Raw genomic sequence first — 15,834 nt, forward strand, 5'->3', positions numbered from 1 at the left:
GCGCGACTAGGATAAGCCATGCGCGGCTATGCCGCGCAACAAATTGTATCAATCGAAACCGGGCTGGCAATGACTCAGGCTGCCGCCTCCGCCAGCCGGGTTTGGTACAGCGCGGCCACCAGGTCCGACTGGGTGATGATGCCGGCAAAACGGTCTTCCGCATCGACGATCGGAATATGGTGGAAGCCCGAGTTGGCCATCAGCGGCACCAGGTCGACGATCGGCGTATCGAGCCGCGCGGTGGTCGGATGGTGGCTCATGATCTGGCCCACCACCTCGGCTTTTTCGGTGTGGGTGACGCCGCTCTTGCGCAGGAAGCGCTGCAACTGGCTGCGCATGCCGCTGTAGCTGTCGAGACCGCCGTGCTCGAGGAAATCGGTCTGGGTGACGATGCCAATCACGCGCCGCGCACGGTTGAGCACGGGAAGGGCCACCACGCGGTGGTTGCGCATCAGTTGCCAGGCCGGCTCCAGTTCAGTGCCGAATTCGGCGCTGACGATGTCGCACGACATGATGTCGGCGCAGGTGATCACGCCGAAGCGACGCTGGTAGGCGCGCTGCTCGGTTTGCATGAACAGCGATTCGAGATCGTCGCGGCTGATGTCGAGCACCTGGTTGTATTGCCTGAGCACGGCGTCGAGGTCTTCGGTCTTGAAGCCGAGCCGCAGCGTGGGCGCTTCATCTTTGGTGCCGTGGACGTTGACGGTCGTGCTTTGCTGCACGTGCGGGTAGCGCCGTCCGGTCAGGTTGTTGTAGATGATGGCCATGGTAACCAGCAGCGCCGTGTCGACCGCTACCGTCAGCAACACGAACTCGAAGCCGGCCGCGTGGACCACCGGGCCGCCCAGCACGGCAGTCAGCGCCACCGCGCCGCCAGGCGGGTGGATGCAGCGCATCATGAACATGGTGGCAATCGCCAGGCCGACAGCCAGGCCGCCCAGCAGCGGCATCGGCAGGCTGTCGCCGAGCCAGCGCACGCACGCCACGCCCACCAGCCCGCTGACGACGTTGCCGCCGAACACAGACCACGGTTGCGCCAGCGGGCTGGCCGGCACCGCGAACAGCAGCACGGCAGACGCGCCCATCGGCGCGATCATGAAGATGGAAGTGCCAGTCGGCGCCAATACATAATGGGCGAACAGGGCGGTAACGAGCAAGCCGCACAGGGCGCCGGCAGCGGCGCGCAGTTGTTCCGGGCGGCTGACGTTGCTGGGGCCGGGAAGCCAGCTGAAGAATGCGCGCATAGCGTTAGTTCAAGTATTGAGACGCGGCATTATCTCACGGCATGATATTTCTTGCACCACGGTGGTGCACTTTGGCGCGGCCGATCAGGCGTAGGGCACCAGGTCGAGTGGCAGTGCGGTTGTAAACTTGATCTGCTCCATCGAAAACGCCGACGATACGCCGGTCAATTGACCCACCTTGATCAGCCGTTTATAAAACGCGTCATAGCCTTCGATATCGGTCGTGACCACCTTGAGCAGGTAGTCGACATCGCCGCTCATGCGGTGGAATTCCTGCACCTCGGGCAGGGCCATGACGGCGGCGGCAAAGCGGTCGAGCCACTTGGCGTCATGCTGGCCGGTACGCACGCTCACGTACACCGTCACCGGCAAGCCCACCTTGCGGCGGTTGACGATGGCCACCCGGCTCTCGATATAGCCTTCCTCTTCCAGCCGTTTGACCCGCTTCCAGCATGGCGTGCTCGACAGCCCGACTTTTTCGCTGAGCGCAGCGACCGACAGGGTGCCGTCAATTTGCAGGGCCGCCAGGATGGCGCAATCGTATTTGTCGAGTGAGTGCATGGGGTGGTTGTGCAGGATGAAAGAAAATTCATTCTACACAGTTTTATTCGCCAGCATGAACATGCTTTTTTCAGTGCAAAACGGAGGTGGCTTTGGCATATTTTCTCGGGGAAAGTTCGCTAAACTGTTTAGCTCATATTCACCGCCTTCCCGCCTCTTAAAATGAATAACGAAATCTACCTCGACGGCAACGCCACCACCTGCATCCTGCCGGCTGCCGCGCTTGCCGCTGCGGACATCATGGCCGAACGTTATGGCAACCCCAGCAGCTCGCACGGCACCGGCCTGCGCGCCAAGGTCGTGCTCGACCAGGCGCGCCAGTGCGCGGTGCGCCTGCTGGGCGCGGGCGAGGGCAGGCTGATGTTCAACAGCGGCGCCACCGAGGGCATCCAGACCGCCGTGCTGTCGGCGCTGGTGGCGGTGCGCGAGCGCCAGGTTCGCGGCGAGTCGGTCGGCAGCCTGCTGGTGTACGGCGCCACCGAGCACAAGGCCGTGCCGGAGGCGCTGGCGCACTGGAACCGCCTGCTGGGCACCAATCTGAAGCTGACCGCCTTGCCGGTCGATGGCGGCGGCCTGCACGACCTGGCTGCGCTGCGCGCGCTGGCGCCCGACGCCGCCATGATCTGCACCATGGCGGCCAACAACGAAACCGGCGTGGTCAGCGACCTCGACGGCATTGCTGCCGCCATCGAAGCGAGTGGCACCACCGCGCTGTGGATGGTCGATTGCGTGCAGGCGCTGGGCAAGCTGCAACTGAACCTGGCCACCACCCGCATCGACTACGCGCCGTTCTCCGGCCACAAGCTGCACGCGCCCAAAGGGGTAGGCATGTTGTACGTGCGCGCCGGCGCGCCGTTCACGCCGCTGGTAATGGGCGGCGGCCAGGAAACCGGCCAGCGCTCGGGCACCGAGAACATGGCCGGCATTGCCGCACTGGGCGTGGTGCTGGCCGCGCTCGAACGCGGCGATACCTTCCCGTCGCACGCGCAGTTGCACGGCTACCGCGCGCGCCTGGCCGACGCCTTGCGCGCGGCGCTGCCGGGCGTCGTGTTCAACAACGCTTTCGAGAAATCGCTGCCCACCACGCTCAACTTCGCGGTGCCGGGGGTATCGAGCCGCGAGCTGATGGACGTGTTCGACGCGGCGCGCGTGCGCGTCAGCGCCGGCAGCGCCTGCTCGGCCAGCAAGGCTGCACCGAGCTACGTGCTTGACGCCATGGGCTTGCCGCTGTGGCGCAGCGCCGGCGCCATCCGCATGTCATTTGGCGCCATGGTTGACGAGGCCACCATCGCCACCGCCTGCCAGCGCATTGCCCACTGCGGCGCCGCGCTGCGCGCCGCCGGCATGATCGCCGACCAGCCCAGCGCCGAGCCCGACGACGGCTTGCTGCAACTGGGCGTGGAAGGCGAGTGCGGCTGGCTGGTGCTGGACGCGGCCAGCCGCAGCTGCATCGTCATCGACCCGTTGCCGGCATTAACTGCCCGCATCACCGCCATCGTGCGCGGCCACAACTACCGGGTGCTGGCGATCGTTGCCACCACCGCTGGCGCCGACCATGCGCCGCTGGTGAAATCGCTGGGCGCCCACTACGACGCCGAAGCGCTGACCGACGCGTTCGGCTGGCCGGCGATCACCGCCCATCGGCTCACGCTCGCTGATGGCGCCGAAGTGAACGCGATTGCCATCGGCGGCCAGGTGCTGGCGCAGGTGGCAGCAGGCGAGGGCGCGCGCGCCTACCTGCTCGGCGTCAAGGACGGCGTCCACCTGCCGGCCGACCTGGTGCGGTTTGCCTTTACCGCCCACGCAGAATCGCAGGTGGCTGCGGTCACCACTGAGCAGACCCTGCTGTGCCCAACGCGTGACGCGCGCAACCAGCTGTGCGCAGGCCACGCCGATGTGGCCTGCGCTGCCGACCTGCAACTCGACAGCCACGCGCTGGACGCCTTCCTGCAAGCCCATCCCGATGCAATGCTGGTCGATGTGCGCGAGCCGTACGAGTTTGCCGCCACTATCGCGGCAACCGCTGGTGCACGCGCGGCGCAGAGCGTGCCGCTGAGCCGCCTGGTCGAGCACGCCAGCCTGTGGCTGCGCGGCGGCACCCACCAGCCGCTGGTGTTCGTGTGTCGCAGCGGCAACCGCAGCATGAAAGCTGCGCAATGCCTGCGCCGGCTGGGCCACGCCAGCAGCTACAGCCTCACCGGCGGCTTGGCGCTCGCTGCCTGAGCCACTCAACGATCAATCAATAAGCTGATTGAAGAAGGGCCGCCTCGAGCGGCCCTTTGCACATATGTTCGTAAGCGCACAGTAGCAAAATGTTACGAGACGTATCATTGCTTGGCACACATTCCCACTACTCACCGCGCCGGCATTGCCGGACGCGGTTTTGTCGCGCACGTCCAAGCGAGGTTTACGTTGAACAAGTCCACTCCCCTGCTACCCGAGATGTCGCTCGGCTTTCGCGAATCGAATACGGCGGCCATGGTCTCCGAAGAAGATGAAGACCTGCCATTAAGAGCGGAACTTTTCAGTGCGGCGCAGATGGCCGCGCATGGCCGCTCGCTCGCCGCCCACCACGAATTGAGCCCGCGCGGCGGCGGCGACCAGCTGCTGGCGCGCCTGAGCGAAAACGCGGAAGTCATCAGCGCCACCTGCGACGAACTGACCGCCGCCATCAAGGACGGCCGCCAGATCACGCCCGCCTCCGAGTGGCTGCTCGATAACCTGTACCTGATCGAAGAACAGATCCGCATCGCCCGCCGCCACCTGCCCAAGGACTACAGCAAGGAGCTGCCACGACTGGCCAAGGGCGCGCCTGCCGGCTGCCCGCGCGTGTACAAGCTGGCGCTCGAGATCATCTCGCACGGCGATGGCCGCGTCGATCCGGAATCGCTGTCGCGCTTCGTGGCCGCGTACCAGGAAGTGGCGCCGCTCAAGCTGGGCGAGTTGTGGGCGATTCCCATCATGCTGCGCCTGGCGCTGATCGAAAACCTGCGCCGCGTGGCCGCGCGCGTGGCCGACAACCGCAGCGAACGCGATCTGGCCAACAGCTGGGCCGACCAGATGAGCGAGGAAGCGGAAAAGAACCCGAGCGGCCTGATTTTAAAAGTGGCCGACATGGCCCGCTCCAACCCGCCGATTACCAGCGCCTTCGTGGCGGAACTCTCGCGCCGCCTGCAAGGCCAGAGCCACGCTCTGACCATGGCCCTGACGTGGATCACCAGCCGCCTGGCCGATACCGGCCAGACCATCGAACAGCAAATCCAGGCCGAGATCCAGCAGCAGGCTGCCGACCAGGTGTCGATCTCCAACAGCATCGGCAGCCTGCGCTACCTGGGCACCATGGACTGGCAGGAGTTCGTCGAGACCTTGAGCATGGTTGACCAGACCTTGCGCCAGGACCCGGCCGGCGTGTACGGCCAGATGGAATTTGCCACCCGCGACCAGTACCGCCACGTCATCGAAAACATCGCCAAGCGCTCCGACTACTCGGAGCTGGAAGTGGCCGCGCAAGCGCTGCAACTGGCGCAGTCGCACGCCGGCAGCGACGATCTGCGCCACAGCCACGTGGGCTTCTACCTGATCGGTGGCGGCCAGGCCGCGCTGGAAAAGCAGACCCGCATGCGCCGGCCGTGGATGGAGTCGCTGCAACGCACCAGTAGCGCGTCGCCACTGACGTCGTACCTGGGCGCCATCGTGGTGCTGTCGATCATCGCCACCGCGCTGCTGCTCGAGCGCTCGGCGTTCCACGGCGTGCATGGCGCGGTGCTCGTTGCCATGGGCGTGCTGGCGCTGATCGGCAGCAGCCAGCTGGCGCTCAACCTGGTCAACTGGATCACCACCAAGGTCACCTATCCCAAGCCGCTGCCGCGCATGGATTTTGAAAGCGGCATTCCGCCCGACGCCCGCGCGCTGGTCGTGGTACCCACGCTGGTCTACAGTCGCGAAAACATCGACGACCTGTGCCAGCAGATGGAAGTGCGGTTCCTTGCCAACCGCGATCCGAACCTGCGTTTCTGCCTGCTCACCGACTTTGCCGACGCACCCACCGAAACCCTGCCCGGCGATACGGCGCTGATGGAGGCCATGCGCGAAGGCGTAGAAAAACTCAATCGCAAATACGCGCTGCACCTGAATGGCGATCCGGCCACGCCGTTCCTGCTGCTGCACCGCCCGCGCCTGTTGAATCCGCAGGAAGGCGTGTGGATGGGGTACGAGCGCAAGCGCGGCAAGCTGCAGGACATGAACCGCTACCTGCGCGGCGGCGCGCGCGACAAGTTTGCGCTGGCCGTGGGCGACACGACCGACCTCGAAAGCATCAGGTACGTGATCACGCTCGATACCGACACTCAGCTGCCCCGCGACGCCGCGCGCGACTTCATCTCCACCATGATGCACCCGCTCAACCGCCCGCGCGTGGACAAGGCGCTGGGCCGCGTGGTCGATGGCTACGGCATCCTGCAACCGCGCGTGGCCGTCAGCCTGCCCAGCAAAAACGCCTCGCTCTACGAAAAACTGTGCGGCGGCGAACCGGGTATCGACCCCTACACCCGCACTGTCTCCGACGTGTACCAGGACGTGTTCCTGGAAGGCTCGTTCGTCGGCAAGGGCATTTACGACGTGGACGTGTTCGAGCAGATGCTCGGCCACCGCCTGCCCGACAACCAGGTACTGAGTCACGACTTGCTCGAAGGCGCCTACGTGCGCGCCGGCCTGATGAGCGATGCCCAGCTGTACGAGGAATACCCGAGCCGCTACAGCGACGACGTCAGCCGCCGCCACCGCTGGATCCGCGGCGACTGGCAACTGCTTGGCTGGCTGCTGCCGCGCGTGCCCGGCCCTGGCCGCCGCCGCGAAAAGAATCCGCTGTCGCTGCTGTCGCGCTGGAAGCTGTTCGACAACCTGCGCCGCTCGCTGGTGGCGCCAGCGATGGTGATCGCGCTGGTCGTGGCCTGGCGCTGGCTGCCTGCGCCGTGGCTGTGGACCGGCGCCGTGCTCACCGTGATCTTCCTGCCGCCGCTGGTCAACGCGCTGCACGACCTGCTGCACCGTCCGAAGGAAACCCTGTGGGACCAGCACCTGCGCAATACCGGCAACAGCGTGGGCATCCAGCTCTCGCATGCCCTGCTCACGCTGGCCTTCCTGCCGTACGAGGCGTACTTCAATCTCGACGCCATCGTGCGCAGCCTGTTCCGCATGTATGTCTCGCGGCGCCACCTGCTGCAATGGCGCGCGTCGGCGCTGGCGCGTTCCACCACCAGCACCTGGGTCACCATGTGGGCCGCGCCGGTCACCGCGCTGTTCGTCGGCGGCATGCTGCTCGGCTGGCGCCCGGCTAGCCTGGCGCCAGCCGCGCTGTTCCTGCTGGCGTGGCTGATTGCGCCGGCGGTGGCCGACTGGATCAGCCGTCCGATCAAGCGCCGCAATGCGGACTTGACGACGGACCAACACGTCTTCCTCAACAAGCTGGCGCGCCGTACCTGGGCTTATTTCGACCGCTTCGTGGGACCGGACGATAACTGGCTGCCGCCCGATAACGTGCAGGAGCACCCGAGCCAGGTGATCGCCCACCGGACGTCGCCCACCAATATCGGCATGGCGCTGCTGGCCAACCTGACCGCGCACGATTTCGGTTACATCACCGGCGCCCAGCTGGTGGCCCGTACCGACGCCACGCTCACCACGATGGCCCAGCTGGAACGCCACCTGGGCCACTTTTACAACTGGTACGACACGCAGTCGTTAAAGCCGCTGCACCCGGTGTATATCTCCACCGTCGATAGCGGCAACCTGGCCGGCCACCTGCTCACGCTGCAACCGGGCCTGATTGGCATGTACGACCAGCCCGTGGTCGGCCCGCAATATGTGGACGGCCTGCTGACCACCTTGCGCGTGCTCGAGGAAACCATCAGCGCGGTCGATGCCAATGCCACCACCAGTGCGGACGCCGCTGCCATCAATGCCGGCGCTGACTCCGGTGCCGTCCCTGTAGCGCCACTCGCAATCGCCGGCGCGCCGGAACTGCTGGCATTGCAGGAAGTGCTGGCGGCTCGTCCCGATGCCGCCCACCTGCAACAGCTGCACGCCTGGCTCACCCGCGTGGCGCAAGCCGCAGACGCCTTGCGCGCGCTGCTCACCCACAATGCCGACGTCTGCATGTGGGCCGAATCGCTGGCCCGCCAAGCCCACGCCGCGCTCGACGAACTGGCGCTGTTTACACCTTGGGTACACCTGCCGGCCGACACCGTGCTCGACACCAACCTGCTGCGCGTGCCGACCCTGCGCGAGCTGGCAGCGCTGGCCAACGCCGGCGCCGAGATTCCCGTCTCCGACCTGGCGCCGGCCGAACTCGAACGCCGCCAGCACATGGCGCAGCTGTTGGAGCAGGGCGGCGCCGCCGCCCACGACCGCATGCGCCAGCTGGCCGACCTGGCCCAGCGCAGCACCGCGTTCGCGCAGATGGAATACGGCTTCCTGTACAACCCCACCACCAACCTGCTGGCGATCGGCTACAACGTCAGCGAACGCCGCCTGGACGCCAGCTACTACGACCTGCTGGCCTCCGAAGTGCGCCTGGCCAGTTTTGTCGCCATCGCCCAGGGTCAGCTGCCGCAGGACCACTGGTTTGCGCTGGGCCGCCAGTTGTGCATCGTCGGCGGCAAGCCGGTGCTGCTGTCCTGGAGCGGCTCGATGTTCGAATACCTGATGCCGCTCTTGGTGATGCCAACGTACGAGAGCACGCTGCTCGACCAGACCTACAACTCGGTGATCGACGCCCAGATCGCGTACGGCAAGCAGCACAACGTGCCGTGGGGGATTTCGGAGTCGGGCTACAACACCACCGACGCCAACCTCAATTACCAGTACCGCGCCTTCGGCGTGCCGGGCCTGGGCTTGAAGCGCGGCCTCGGCGACGACCTGGTGATCGCGCCTTACGCCAGCATGATGGGCCTGATGGTCCAGCCCGAAGCGTCGTGCCTGAACCTGCAAAAAATGGATGGCCTGGGCTTCATGGGCCGCTACGGCTTCTACGAGGCGATCGACTACACGCCAACGCGCCTGCCGCGTGGCGTCAGCCACGCCATGGTCCGTTCGTTCATGGTCCACCACCAGGGCATGGGCTTCCTGGCGCTGAGCTACCTGCTGCACGACCGTCCGATGCAGCGCCGTTTCGAATCCGATCCACTGCTGCAATCGACCTTGCTGGTGCTGCAGGAACGCAGCCCACAGGTGGGCGCCTTCTATTCCACGTCGGTGGAGTCGGCGGCCATTCGCACCACGGCGCCAGATTCCGGCATGCCGCTGCGCGTGCTCACCGCGCACAGCACCCCGGTGCCGGAAACCCAGCTGCTGTCCAACGGCCGCTATCACGTGATGGTGACCAATGCCGGCGGCAGCTACAGCCGCTGGAAAGACCAGTCGGTCACGCGCTGGCGCGAAGACAGCACCCGCGACAACTGGGGCGCCTTCTGCTACGTGCGCGACATGGACGACGGCGACTTCTGGTCCACCACGTACCAGCCAACACTGGTAGAACCACGCCACCACGAAGTGATCTTCTCGGAAGGCCGCGCCGAATTCCGCCGATCCGACAGCGGCATCGACCTGTACACGGAAATCGTGGTGTCACCGGAAGACGACATCGAACTGCGCCGCACCCGCATCACCAACACCACCGACCGCGTGCGCACCATCGAGGTGACCAGCTTTGCCGAAGTGGTGATGGCGCCGGCAGCAGCCGATGCCGCCCACCCGGCGTTCAGCAAGCTGTTCGTGCAGACCGAAATCCTGCGCGCCGAAAACGCCATCCTGTGCACGCGCCGTCCACGCGGCGGCAACGAAGCCATGCCGTACATGATGCATACCATGACCGTGCACGATGCGGCCGTGGGCAGCGTCTCGTACGAAACCGACCGCTCGCGCTTCATCGGCCGCGGCAACACGACCGCCGCGCCGCAAGCACTGCTGGACAACGCCGCACTGTCCGGCGGAGAAGGTTCGGTGCTCGACCCGGTGGTGGCAATCCGCTACACCATTACCTTGAAGCCCGACCAGACCGCGACCGTGGACATGGTTACCGGCATGACCGACCAGCGCGACGCCGCGCTGCACCTGATCGACAAGTACCACGACCGCCACCTGGCCGACCGCGTGTTCGAACTGGCCTGGACCCACAGCCAGGTCGTGCTGCGCCAGTTGAACGCCACCGAAACCGACGCCCAGCTGTATGGCCGCCTGGCCGGCTCGGTGATCTACCCGAACGCTTCGCTGCGCGCCGACGCCGCCACCTTGGTGAAAAACCATCGCGGCCAATCCGGCCTGTGGGCCTACGCAATTTCCGGCGACCTGCCGATCGTCCTGTTGCAGATCAAGGACTCGGCCAACATCGAACTGGTGCGGCAAATGGTGCAGGCCCACGCCTACTGGCGCCTGAAAGGCCTGGTGGTGGACCTGGTGATCTGGCACGAAGACCAGTCGGGTTACCGCCAGCTGCTGCACGATCAGATCATGGGGCTGATCGCCTCGGGGATCGACGCCCAGGCCATCGACCGTCCGGGCGGCATTTTCGTGCGCATGGGCGACCAGATCGCCACCGAAGACCGCATCCTGCTGCAAACGGTAGCGCGCGTGATCATCAGCGACAGCCGTGGCACGCTGGCCGAGCAGATCAAGCGCCCCGGCCCGACGGTGCTGCGCATGCCGCCGTTGACCATTGATGGACGCAACGACGGTCGCAGCGAAGACGCGGGCAACAACAACGATCTGATCATCCCAGCGCGCCGCAAGCAGGTACTGCAACTGGAAAACGGCATCGGCGGCTTCTCGGAAGACGGCCGCGAATACGTGATCACCACCAGCGAAACGCAGCGCACGCCGGCGCCATGGTCCAACGTGCTGGCCAACGCCAGCTTCGGCACCGTGATCTCGGAAAGCGGCCAGGCCTACACCTGGCACGAGAACGCCCACGAGTTCCGCTTGACGCCATGGCACAACGATCCAGTGAGCGACGCCAGCGGCGAAGCGTTCTACCTGCGCGACGAAACCACGGGCGAGTTCTGGTCGCCGTCGGCGCTGCCGGCACGCGGCACTGGCGACTACACCACGCGCCACGGCTTCGGCTACAGCGTGTTCGAGCATACCGAGTCGGGCATCGCTACTGAGATGACCACGTTCGTCGCCACCGATGCGCCGATCAAGTACACGGTCATCAAGGTGCGTAACGATTCGTCGGTGGCGCGCAAGCTGTCGGTGACCGGTTACGTGGAATGGGTGCTGGGTGACATGCGCTCCAAGTCGGGCATGCACGTGCTGACCGAGCTCGATCCTGTCAGCGGCGCGCTGTTTGCCCGCAACCAGTACAACACCGACTTTACCGGCCGCGTGGCGTTCTTCAATTGCGATGCCACCACGCGCACCGTTACCGCCGACCGCGCCGAATTTTTGGGCCGTAACGGCTCGCTGGCCGCGCCGGTGGCCATGCGCCGCTCGCGCCTGTCCGGCAAGGTGGGGGCGGGGCTCGACGCCTGCGCCGCCATCCAGGCGCCGCTCGACCTGCTGCCGGGCCAGGAACGCGAAATCGTGTTCGTGCTCGGTGTCGCCGGCCGCCGCAACGCCGACGCCAGCGGCATGGTGCAAAAACACCGCAGCACCGAGGCAGCGCACCAGGCGCTGGCGGCCGTGCACACCCACTGGGAAGAGTCGCTCGGTGCGGTGCACATCAAGACGCCGGAACCGGCGCTCGACGTCATCGCCAACGGCTGGCTGATGTACCAGACCATCGCCTGCCGCATCTGGGCGCGCAGCGGCTACTACCAGTCCGGCGGCGCCTTCGGCTTCCGCGACCAGCTGCAGGATGCGATGGCCACCATCCATACAAAACCGCAACTGCTGCACGACCAGCTGATGTTGTGCGCGGCCCACCAGTTCGTGGAGGGCGATGTTCAGCACTGGTGGCATCCGCCGTCTGACCGGGGCGTGCGCACCAAGTGCTCGGACGACTACCTGTGGCTGCCGCTGGGCGTCTGGCGCTACGTGGCCAGCACCGGCGATTTGAGCATCCTCGACGAAGACCTGCCGTTTATCGAAGGGCGTTTGCTCAAGCCGGAAGAGGATTCGTACTACGACCTGCCGGGCCGCTCCGGCCAGAGCGGCACCATGTACGAACACTGCGTGCGCGCCATCCGCCACGGCCTGCGCTTCGGCGAGCATGGCCTGCCGCTGATCGGTTCCTGCGACTGGAACGACGGCATGGACAAGGTGGGCGAGCATGGCAAGGGCGAGAGCGTGTGGCTGGCCTTCTTCCTGTGCGAAGTGCTGCAACGCTTTGCCGAAGTGGCGGAAATGAAGGACGACGACGCCTTCGCCCAGGAGTGCCGCGAGCACTCGGTCAAGCTGGCCGCCAACGTCGAGCAGAACGCGTGGGACGGCGAATGGTATCGCCGCGCCTACTTCGACGACGGCACGCCGCTCGGCTCCCACACCAACGAGGAATGCCAGATCGATTCGATTTCGCAGAGCTGGGGCGTGCTGTCCGGCGTGGCCAACCCGGTGCGGGTGCGCGGCGCCATGGAGCAGGTCAACCAGCGCCTGGTGCGCCGCAATCTTGGCAACGGCGCCGGCATCATCCAGCTGCTCGACCCGCCGTTCGACAAGGCCGGCCCTAACCCCGGTTATATCCGCGGCTACGTGCCGGGCGTGCGCGAAAACGGCGGCCAGTACACCCATGCCGCCATCTGGACCGCGATGGCCTTTGCGCGCCTCGGCAACACCGAGCGCGCCTGGGAACTGGCGCGCATGATCAACCCGGTCATGCACGGCACCGATGCGGAAAATGTGGCGATCTACAAGGTGGAACCGTACGTGGTCACGGCCGACGTGTACGCGGTGGCGCCGCACGTGGGGCGCGGCGGCTGGAGCTGGTACACCGGTTCGTCGGGCTGGATGTATCGCCTGATCGTGGAATCGCTGCTGGGCGTCACGCGCGGTGCGCACGAATTGACGCTGGCGCCGCGCATGCCAGCCGAGTGGAACGAGTTTACGCTCACCTACCGCCACGCCAGCAGTTCGTACGTGATCCGCGTGGCGCGCGCCGCGCCGGGGGAGGCAGCCACGCTCACCGTCGATGGCGTCACGCGCGAAGGCAATGTGATTGCGCTGGACGACACCGGCGAGACGCACCAAGTGCAATTGCTGCTGCCGGCGTTGATGTAAGCCCGCACCGCCAACCGGGAGCGGACCCGCCGGGTCCGACCCCAAGCGGTGGCGCCTGCGTATCGCGCAAAGAGGGGAGGGTTCAGCTTGCCAAGCCGGCGCCAACACCGAGCAGGGTAGCGACGCCGAGCACCGCAAAGATCACCGCCGCAATCCCGTGCACCAGCGGGAGCGAAATGCGGTGGGCAATGCGGTCGCCCAGGTAAACGGCCGGTACGTTGGCCAGCATCATGCCCAGCGTGGTGCCGGCGACGACTGCCAGCAGGCTGTCGTAGCGCGCGGCCAGCGCCACGGTGGCCACCTGCGTTTTGTCGCCCATCTCCGCCATGAAAAAGGCGACCAGGGTGGTCATGAACACGCCGTAGCGGGGGAACCTGGTGTCTTCCTCATCGAGCTTGTCGGGGACCAGCGTCCACACGGCCATCGCGATGAAGGAGGCGCCCAGTACCCAGCGCAGCACGTTGGGGCCCAGCAGGCTGGTGATCCAGGTGCCGATGGCGGCAGCGAAGGCGTGGTTGGCCAGGGTGGCGACGAAAATGGCGGCGACGATCGGGATGGGACGGCGGAATTTTGCGGCAAGGACGAAAGCGAGCAGCTGGGTTTTGTCGCCGATTTCTGCCAGCGCGACAATGCCTGTGGAGATGAGGAATGCTTCCATTGGGTGATGAGTGAGATGCGCGGGCCGGCTGATAAGAACCTATGATCCAAAGCGCGTCCCCGGCCCACTATGGCCGCGCTTCGATCATGGTCTCGTCAAGTTTTTCAACCATTTGCACCACGGTCTGCGGACCGATCATGTTGATGCAAATTCCTGCGCCAGGGGCGCGGGCCGACTACTCCCCACTTACGGCCGACACTATAGCACAGGCTAGTTACCACCTTGCAAGCCTGGCATCGCCGCTGTACACATTACGGATACATGGCTATGCTATTCTGCTCCGCGCTGCAGACCAACATTGAAAAGATCACCATGCAAATCAAGAAGACCTTGTCCGCGTTCGTGCTATCCGCACTGATGTCGCTGGGCGTGACCGTTGCCCACGCCGACCCGCTGAGCTACGCCCGCTACGACCAGGTGCGCACCAGCGACCTGTATCTCGACCTGAAGGCCGACTTCGGCCGCAAGACCCTGTCCGGCTACGCCGAGCTGACCCTGAACTGGATCGACAAGACCTCGCGCACGCTGGTGCTCGATACGAAAGAGCTGACCATCTCGCGGGTGCAGGTGCTGAACCCGGATGGCCGCTGGACGTCCACGTCGTACATGCTCGACAAGTTCGACCTGCAAAAGGGCCGCGCCCTGCGCATTGCGCTGCCGTTCCAGCCGCAGAAAGTGCGCGTGTACTACCGCACGGCGCCTAGCGCCGCCGCGCTGCAATGGATGGCGCCCGCGCAGACCATGTCGGGCAAGCGTCCCTTCATGTTCAGCCAGTCGCAGGATATCAATGCCCGTTCGTGGGCGCCGGTGCAGGATACCCCTGCCGTGCGCTTTACCTACAGCGCCCGCATCGACGCGCCGACCGGCCTGCGCGTGCTCATGAGCGCCGACAACGACCCTGCCGCCACCGGCAAGGGCGGCTGGAAGTTCAAGATGGCGCAGCCGATTCCGTCTTACCTGCTGGCCATTGCCATCGGCGAGATCGACGTGCGCCAGCTCGGTCCGCGTTCGGCCGTGTATGCCGAACCGGCCCGCATCGAAGCGGCCGCCAGCGAGCTGGCCGACACCGAGAAAATGATCGAAGCGGCCGAGAGCCTTTATGGCCCGTACCGGTGGGAGCGTTACGACATGATCGTGCTGCCGCCATCGTTCCCGTACGGCGGCATGGAAAATCCGCGCCTGACCTTCCTCACGCCGACCATGATCGCGGGCGACAAGAGCCTGGTGGACCTGATCGCGCATGAACTGGCGCACTCGTGGTCCGGCAACCTGGTGACCAACGCCTCGTGGAAGTACATGTGGCTCAACGAAGGCTTTACCACCTACGTCACCACCCGCATCGTCGAGAAAATCTACGGCGCCGAAATCGCCGAGATGAATTTGCAGGTGGAGCAGGAAGAAGCGCTGGCGTCGCTGGCCACCATCCCGGCTGCCAAGCAGGCGCTGGCCACGCGCGGCCCGGACGTCGATCCGTCGGCGTACTCGGACGGCAGCCTGATTTATCCGAAGGGCGCCTGGTTCCTGCGCACGCTCGAGCAGCGCGCCGGCCGCGAGACGTTCGACGCGTTCCTGCGCGGCTGGTTCGATTCGCACGCGTTCAAGTCGGCCACTACCGACGAATTCGTCGACTACCTGAAAAAGAACCTGCTCGACGCCCATCCCGAATACATGGCGCAGGTGGAGCTCGACGAGTGGCTGTACGGCGCCGGCATTCCAGCCAACGCCGTGCGCGCGGCCTCGCCCCGCCTGGCTGCGCTCGACGAACAGCGCAACAGCTGGCTGCGCGGCGAACTGCCCACGGCCGATTTGAATGGCAAGGGCTGGATCGCACTCGAGTGGATGCACTTCCTCAACGACATCGACGGCAAGGCCACGGCCGCGCAGTTGAGAGACCTGGACCAGAACTTCGGCCTGGCGAAAAGCGGCAACAACGAAATCGCCTTCCGCTTCTACCTGGCGTCGGTCAAGGCAGGGTACGACGTGCGCGAACCGCTCAACAAGTTCCTGATGAGCGTGGGCCGCCAGAAGTTCGTGGTGCCGCTGTACACCGCGCTGCTCAAGCAACCGGCGCAGGCCGCATGGGCGCGCAGCGTGTACGCCAAGGCGCGTGATCATTACCACCCGGTGACGCAGGCATCGGTCGATAAACAATTCAAGAAGTAA

The 15,834-nt window shown here is 65.6% G+C and carries 6 protein-coding genes and 1 riboswitch; of the genes, 3 read left to right on the top strand and 3 right to left on the bottom strand.

Annotated elements, in window-relative coordinates; translation table 11 throughout:
• Window positions 1-74 precede the first annotated feature (74 nt).
• Window positions 75-1,244 carry an HPP family protein gene (locus DUPY_RS06160; protein WP_070246955.1) on the bottom strand — a complete coding sequence of 390 codons (1,170 nt, stop codon included), beginning with the start codon at window positions 1,242-1,244 and terminating at the stop codon, window positions 75-77.
• 84 nt (window positions 1,245-1,328) lie between these two features.
• Window positions 1,329-1,805, bottom strand: coding sequence for an Lrp/AsnC family transcriptional regulator (locus DUPY_RS06165; protein ID WP_070246956.1), 477 nt, complete (start codon window positions 1,803-1,805; stop codon window positions 1,329-1,331).
• 162 nt (window positions 1,806-1,967) lie between these two features.
• Here DUPY_RS06165 and DUPY_RS06170 point away from each other — a divergent pair, with 162 nt between their 5' ends.
• Window positions 1,968-4,028: an aminotransferase class V-fold PLP-dependent enzyme gene (locus tag DUPY_RS06170; protein WP_070246957.1), complete on the top strand. Its 2,061-nt coding sequence runs from the start codon at window positions 1,968-1,970 to the stop codon at window positions 4,026-4,028.
• 219 nt (window positions 4,029-4,247) lie between these two features.
• On the top strand, window positions 4,248-13,013 hold the full coding sequence (locus DUPY_RS06175) for a glycoside hydrolase family 94 protein (protein WP_070246958.1): 8,766 nt from the start codon (window positions 4,248-4,250) through the stop codon (window positions 13,011-13,013).
• Window positions 13,014-13,095: 82 nt separating this feature from the next.
• Here DUPY_RS06175 and DUPY_RS06180 read toward each other — a convergent pair whose 3' ends face one another.
• The gene (locus DUPY_RS06180; protein WP_070246959.1) at window positions 13,096-13,671 is read right to left on the bottom strand and encodes a TMEM165/GDT1 family protein; all 576 of its coding nucleotides are present in this window, start codon (window positions 13,669-13,671) and stop codon (window positions 13,096-13,098) included.
• Window positions 13,672-13,694: 23 nt separating this feature from the next.
• Window positions 13,695-13,867: riboswitch (yybP-ykoY riboswitch) on the bottom strand.
• A 116-nt stretch (window positions 13,868-13,983) separates the two neighbouring features.
• Between DUPY_RS06180 and DUPY_RS06185 the strand changes: the two genes are divergently transcribed.
• Window positions 13,984-15,834, top strand: coding sequence for a M1 family metallopeptidase (locus DUPY_RS06185; protein WP_070246997.1), 1,851 nt, complete (start codon window positions 13,984-13,986; stop codon window positions 15,832-15,834).

It is taken from the genome of Duganella phyllosphaerae (assembly GCF_001758785.1).
In the GTDB taxonomy this organism is placed as follows: Bacteria; Pseudomonadota; Gammaproteobacteria; order Burkholderiales; family Burkholderiaceae_D; genus Rugamonas; species Rugamonas phyllosphaerae.

Bases quoted from the DNA above. Each gene is read 5' to 3' on its own strand.
- DUPY_RS06160 (WP_070246955.1), bottom strand. From the start codon at position 1,244: ATGCGCGCATTCTTCAGCTGGCTTCCCGGCCCCAGCAACGTCAGCCGC.
- DUPY_RS06165 (WP_070246956.1), bottom strand. From the start codon at position 1,805: ATGCACTCACTCGACAAATACGATTGCGCCATCCTGGCGGCCCTGCAA.
- DUPY_RS06170 (WP_070246957.1), top strand. From the start codon at position 1,968: ATGAATAACGAAATCTACCTCGACGGCAACGCCACCACCTGCATCCTG.
- DUPY_RS06175 (WP_070246958.1), top strand. From the start codon at position 4,248: ATGTCGCTCGGCTTTCGCGAATCGAATACGGCGGCCATGGTCTCCGAA.
- DUPY_RS06180 (WP_070246959.1), bottom strand. From the start codon at position 13,671: ATGGAAGCATTCCTCATCTCCACAGGCATTGTCGCGCTGGCAGAAATC.
- DUPY_RS06185 (WP_070246997.1), top strand. From the start codon at position 13,984: ATGCAAATCAAGAAGACCTTGTCCGCGTTCGTGCTATCCGCACTGATG.